Genomic DNA, 5,868 nt, shown 5'->3' with positions numbered 1-5,868 from the left:
TTTATATAAATTTAAATACTAATCAAAACCAGTCTTAACATTTAAGGCTGGTTTTTAGTTGTATAAAATTATATTCAAATCTTCATATAAAGTTCATTTTACATCCTTAAAATAGACATAATAGTTTTTTTATGAATTAAATAGTTTATTTATACAAACTACTAAAATAAATATATAAATAAAGGAGATATTATGAAAGAGAAAAAACTTGGTCTAACAGGTCTTATTGGACTTGTTATTGGTGGAATTATTGGAGCCGGTATTTTTAGTCTTCCATCAGAACTTGCAAAAGGAGCTGGAGGACTTGCAATACTTATTGGATTTATAGTTTCAGGAATAGGTGTTCTTGCACTTGCATTTGTTTACTACATATTATCAGTTAGAAAACCAAATCTAAAAAATGGTATATATTCTTATAGTAAGGAAGGTTTTGGTGAATTTATTGGATTTAACTCTGCTTGGATTTATTGGATAAGTTCAACACTTGGTAACATATCATATGCAACTCTTGTATTTGGTACATTATCATACTTCTTTAAAATATTTAATCCTGCTGGAAATAATCTTGCAGCTATAATCGGTGCATCTCTTCTTATATGGATTATAAACTTCCTTATACTTAGAGGTGTTAAGCAAGCTCTGGTTATCAATGCTATTGTTAATATATCTAAACTTATACCAATATTACTATTTGTAGTTATCACAATTATTGCTTTTAACTATAAAAATATATCATTCCAATTCTTTGGAACAGAAAGCCTTGGCAGTATTTACACTCAAGTTAAAGCTACTATGATATCTAATCTTTGGGCTTTTGGTGGTATTGAAGCCGCTGTAGTTTTATCTGCTAGAGCTAAAAGAAGTAAAGATGTTGGTAAAGCAACTGTTATTGGAATAATTGGAGTAATAATTATCTATATGCTTGTAACATTTTTATCACTTGGAGTTATGAAAAGACCTGATATCGCTGCTTTAAATAATCCATCACTAGCATTTATTCTTCAGTCTGTAGTTGGAACTTGGGGAGCTGTGGTTATTACTATAACGCTTTTAGTATCTGTAATAGGTGCTTTACTTGGATGGACACTTATCACAGCAGAAATGCCTTACTCAACTGCTGTAGATGGAGTTATGCCCAAATTTCTTGCTAAAGAAAACAAAAATGGAACTGCTTATTATGCAATTATGATAACAACTATAATCACTCAATTTTGGCTATTATTCTCTTACTTCTATAATAGTGGCTATGAGTTCTTATACTCTTTATCATCAACAGCATCACTTATTCCATATTTCTTAAATACTTTATATCTTCTAAAATTAATATTTACTAAAGAAACATATAAAGAAAATTCAAAAGGAATTATTAAACATGGATTTATCGCTTTAATTTCTCTAGTTTATACAGTTTGGTTACTTGGTGCAGCTGGTTGGAAATATACTTTATTTAGTTCTATCATTTCAGCATTTGGACTTATTCTTTATGTTTGGAATAGAAAAGAAAAGAAAAAGAATCTATTCAACCACGCTTATGAAGTAGTTATAGCTATTATCATAATAGCACTTGCTATTATAACACTATATCTAATCTTTACAGGTAGGCTTTCAACAAACTAAATCTTATAAAATAGTCTAGTTTTTCTAGGCTATTTTACTTTTTATACACATATATTTACTCTTAAGTTCTTAAACTTTTTATATACTGAATATAAATTCATATAAATTCTAAAGGGGGTACTTAGCTATAAAATTTTTAAGAAAAATAATAAATATACTCATTATACTTACTTTGCTTATTTTTATCTTTATAATAGGAAGCAATCTTTTAAGTAGTCATAAATCTACAACTATATATAATAACCTTCAAAGTATAAATCCTATTAATCTTCAAACTCAAAATAAAAATGATAATTCATTTAAAACTCTTAGTGATATTAATCCAGATTATCAATTTTGGATTAAAGTTAATAATACTAATATAGATTACCCTGTTGTTAAGGGAAAGGATAATAATTTTTATTTAGAAAATGATATATATAAAAATAAACTTAAAGATGGTAGTATCTTTGCTGATTATAGAAGTATCTTCAACTCAGATTTTAACACAATCTTATTTGGGCATAATATGAAAAATGCTAATATGTTTTCAACTCTAAATAAATTTAAAGATGAGGATTTTTTCAATTCTAATAATGAAATAACTATAGTAGATGATAAAAATACTTACATATATGAAGTATTTTCTGTTTATGTTGTAGATGCTACTGAAAACTTTGATTACTTATATGATATGAATAAAAGTAATTTATCTACTGATAATTTAAACTCATATACTGATTTACTTAAATCTAAATCACTATATAAAACTAATAATCCTAATATAACATCAAATAAAAAGATTCTAACTCTTATCACTTGTAGTTATGAATTTGATGATGCTAGAACCATAGTACATGCAAATCTTATTAGTAAAACTGAAAACAAATAAAATTAAGGTTCTGAGATTTGAAATCTCAGAACCTTATTACTTTTAATATATTATTTTTTTATAGCAAACTTTGCTATTCCAAGAAGCCCTAAAACTGTTGCAAGAATACCTACTGTTTTACTTGCTCCTGTCTTTGGTAAATTTGTCTGTACGCTGACTTCTTCAATATTATTTTTTACTTCTTCAACTGGTTTTTGAGTTTCTGTTTTATCTGAAACTACATCTTTATTATTTGTATTAACTTCTGAAGTTTCAACCTCTGGTGTTACTTCTATATTATCTTCATCTGTTCCATCTAATACCGGTCCTTCAACCTCTGGTGTTACTTCCATATTATCTTCATCTGTTCCATCTAAAACTGGTCCTTCAACCTCTTCTTCTATTTCTGGTGCAGTTTCAAGTTCTGGATTAACTTCAAAACCAGGATCAATTTCTAACTCTTCATCTGGCATAACTTCCATATTATCTTCATCTGTCCCGTCTAATACTGGTCCTTCAACCTCTGGTGTTACTCCCATATTATCTTCAGCTGAACCATCTCCTGCTGTATGGTATATTTCAACTGCTTCTGATATTCTTATCCATGATTGATTTATCCACTCTAAGTGAGCTTTCATTTCTTTTGAACCCTCAAGCTCTTCAAAAAATGGTCTAACTCTCTCTATTGATGTTGAACCAAATCTCACTATATAATCTATATTCTCTACAGTCATCCCATCTTTTTCTAAAGTATTAATCGCTATTCTCATTTCTTCTATTGCATAATCTAATTGCTCTATAGCAACATCACTAACTACACCCATATTATCTTCTTCTGTTCCATCTAATACCGGACCTTCAACCTCTGGTGTTACTCCCATATTATCTTCAGCCGAACCATCTCCTGCTGTATGGTATATTTCAACTGCCTCTGATATTCTTGTCCATGATTGATTTATCCACTCTAGATGAGCTTTCATTTCTTTTGAACCCTCAAGTTCTTCAAAGAATGGTCTAACTCTCTCTATTGATTGTGTTCCAAATCTCACTATATAATCTATATTCTCTACAGTCATTCCCTCATTTTCTAATGTCTCAACCGCTATTCTCATATCCTCTATTGCATAGTCTAATTGTTCTATTGCAACATCGCTAACTACACCCATTTCGTCATCTTCTAAGTCTTTCTCAACCTCTGCCTCAACTTTTAAATTCATCCCCTTTGATGAATTTGGAAGTTCACTTGCAAAAGCAACCCCTGTTGTATTCATAATCCCTGCTGTCACTAATAATGTAGCTAAAACTTTTTTCTTCATGTCATTTCTCCCTTATGTCAATTTCTTATTTGATTTGTTTTAATTTAATTTAATTTAAATTCTAACAAGAATTTATTGCTATTTCTTTGCTAAAACTTAAATGTTTTATAAACAAATCCTATATTATTTTACTATTTGCTTTAAATATTCCATAAACTCATCTTTAAGTTCATCTCTTCTTAAAGCATACTCAACTGTCGCTTCTAAAAAGCCTTGTTTTGACCCCACATCATATCTTCTACCTTTAAAATCATATGCATACATAGCCTCTTCCTCTGCCAGTTTTAAAAGTGCATCTGTAAGCTGAATTTCTCCACCTTTTCCTACTGGAGTCTCTGCAAGTATATCAAATATTCTAGGTGTTATTATATACCTTCCAAGAATAGCAACATTACTTGGTGCAACTTCTTTTTCTGGTTTTTCAACAAGTCCCTTAACTTTAAATACACTATCCTCTATTGGAATACAATCAACTATTCCATATTTACTTACATCTTCTTCTGAAACTGTCTGAACACCAAGCACTGATGTTTTATATTCATTATAACATTTCATAAGCTGACCAAGACAAGGTTCTTCATCATTATAAACAATATCATCTCCAAGAAGAACTGCAAATGGCTCATTACACACAAAAGTTTTTGCACATGCAATTGCATGACCAAGTCCTTTTGGCTCTTTTTGTCTTATAAAATGAATATCAACCATATCAGATATATCTCTAACCATTTTAAGCATCTCTTGCTTTCCTGATTTTTCAAGTTCTAATTCAAGTTCTATAGATTTATCAAAATGGTCTTCTATACACTTCTTACTTCTTCCTGTTATTATAAGAATTTCTTCAATTCCTGAAGCTATAGCTTCTTCTATTATATATTGTATAGTTGGTTTATCAACTATTGGTAACATCTCTTTAGGTTGTGATTTTGTAGCTGGTAAAAATCTTGTCCCAAGACCAGCTGCCGGTATTATAGCTTTTTTAATTTTACTCATAAAATTCAAATCCCCTTTAATTATAAAGTTAATAAATTTCATAATAACAATAATTAATTAACTAAACAAGAACCATATATTAACATTTCCTACCATTAATTAGCATAACTCTATTAATTTAAACTTTTTTAATCAAATTTAAAAGGCAACTCTAGTTTAAAACTAAAATTGCCTTTTTATATTTACTAACTCTCGTTAAGTTTATTCATTATTATGCTCTACCTACTGAAACAGATTGTCCACTTGAAATAACTTCTTCTTCAGAAATTACTTCATTCGCTTTCTGCTCTTTATACATTTTCATCCAATGGTATAATCCATATATTGAAATTACTCCATATTGACCAAGTACTATCGCTCCTGATAAATCTGACATTGAGAATACCCCTGATTCTATTATACTTTTTATAAATATAATAATACCAGCATTAGCTACAAGCCAGAAATACCATTGTTCTATATATCTCTTAGATGTAATATAAACTGCAAATATAGTCATAACTGATGTTAAAGCATCAAGCTTAAACTGTGGATCTGCTGAAATATTAAGTCCTAAAAGACTACTAAATATATTTGGAAGATATTTAAGGAATGCTGCATATGCTACCCATGCTATAACTGCTAAAACAATTGCAACAATCCAGTTCTTTTTAGTAAATTTTCTAATTGTAAGTTTATTTTCCTTAGAACCATTTATATGTTTGCTCCAAGCTATAAATCCTGCAACTTCTAAAGGAAGTAAAATTATAATATTTTGTATAAACTGTCCATATAATTTCTCATGTAAACAAATAATTCCATAAGTAATTGTATTTAAAAGAAACCAAAGGTAGTATGCTGCTCTTCCTCTAACTTGGAAAATTGAAGCAAGTACACCTGATAATGCTGATACAAGTCCTATTATACTAATAATTCCAAACAATCCTGTGAAATCTTCCTGTCCCATCATTAAAGGGATAAAGAAAGAAACAAATGATGCTATTATAAAAAATACTAAAAATAATTTCTGAAAAGGTGATAATTGTTTTAAAAATGTCATTCTAAAAATTCCTCCATTTATATGATAAATATCATTTTTTTCTTTTGTTAGTT

General features: G+C 29.0%; 5 protein-coding genes. 2 read left to right on the top strand and 3 right to left on the bottom strand.

Going from position 1 to position 5,868, the window contains the following annotated elements; all coding sequences use genetic code 11:
* Positions 1-192 precede the first annotated feature (192 nt).
* Both Q0V15_RS11115 and srtB read left to right on the top strand, forming a co-directional pair.
* On the top strand, positions 193-1,617 hold the full coding sequence (locus tag Q0V15_RS11115) for a basic amino acid/polyamine antiporter (RefSeq protein WP_297438988.1): 1,425 nt from the start codon (positions 193-195) through the stop codon (positions 1,615-1,617).
* Between the two features lie 127 nt (positions 1,618-1,744).
* Positions 1,745-2,488, top strand: coding sequence for a class B sortase (srtB, locus tag Q0V15_RS11110; protein WP_297438990.1), 744 nt, complete (start codon positions 1,745-1,747; stop codon positions 2,486-2,488).
* A gap of 50 nt (positions 2,489-2,538) precedes the next feature.
* Here srtB and Q0V15_RS11105 read toward each other — a convergent pair whose 3' ends face one another.
* The 3 genes from Q0V15_RS11105 to pnuC all read right to left on the bottom strand — a co-directional run.
* Positions 2,539-3,783, bottom strand: a complete 1,245-nt coding sequence (locus Q0V15_RS11105; RefSeq protein ID WP_297438986.1) for a hypothetical protein — start codon at positions 3,781-3,783, stop codon at positions 2,539-2,541.
* A gap of 123 nt (positions 3,784-3,906) precedes the next feature.
* Positions 3,907-4,776, bottom strand: coding sequence for a UTP--glucose-1-phosphate uridylyltransferase GalU (gene galU / locus Q0V15_RS11100; protein WP_297438984.1), 870 nt, complete (start codon positions 4,774-4,776; stop codon positions 3,907-3,909).
* Between the two features lie 211 nt (positions 4,777-4,987).
* Positions 4,988-5,868: nicotinamide riboside transporter PnuC (gene pnuC / locus Q0V15_RS11095; protein WP_297438982.1), on the bottom strand; the 881-nt coding region annotated here is incomplete at its 5' end.

Origin of the sequence: uncultured Clostridium sp. (genome assembly GCF_947036855.1) — a bacterium.
In the GTDB taxonomy this organism is placed as follows: Bacteria; Bacillota; Clostridia; order Clostridiales; family Clostridiaceae; genus Sarcina.
The sequence above is the reverse complement of the archived record's forward strand: the minus strand, read 5'-3'. Positions and strand labels throughout refer to the sequence as shown.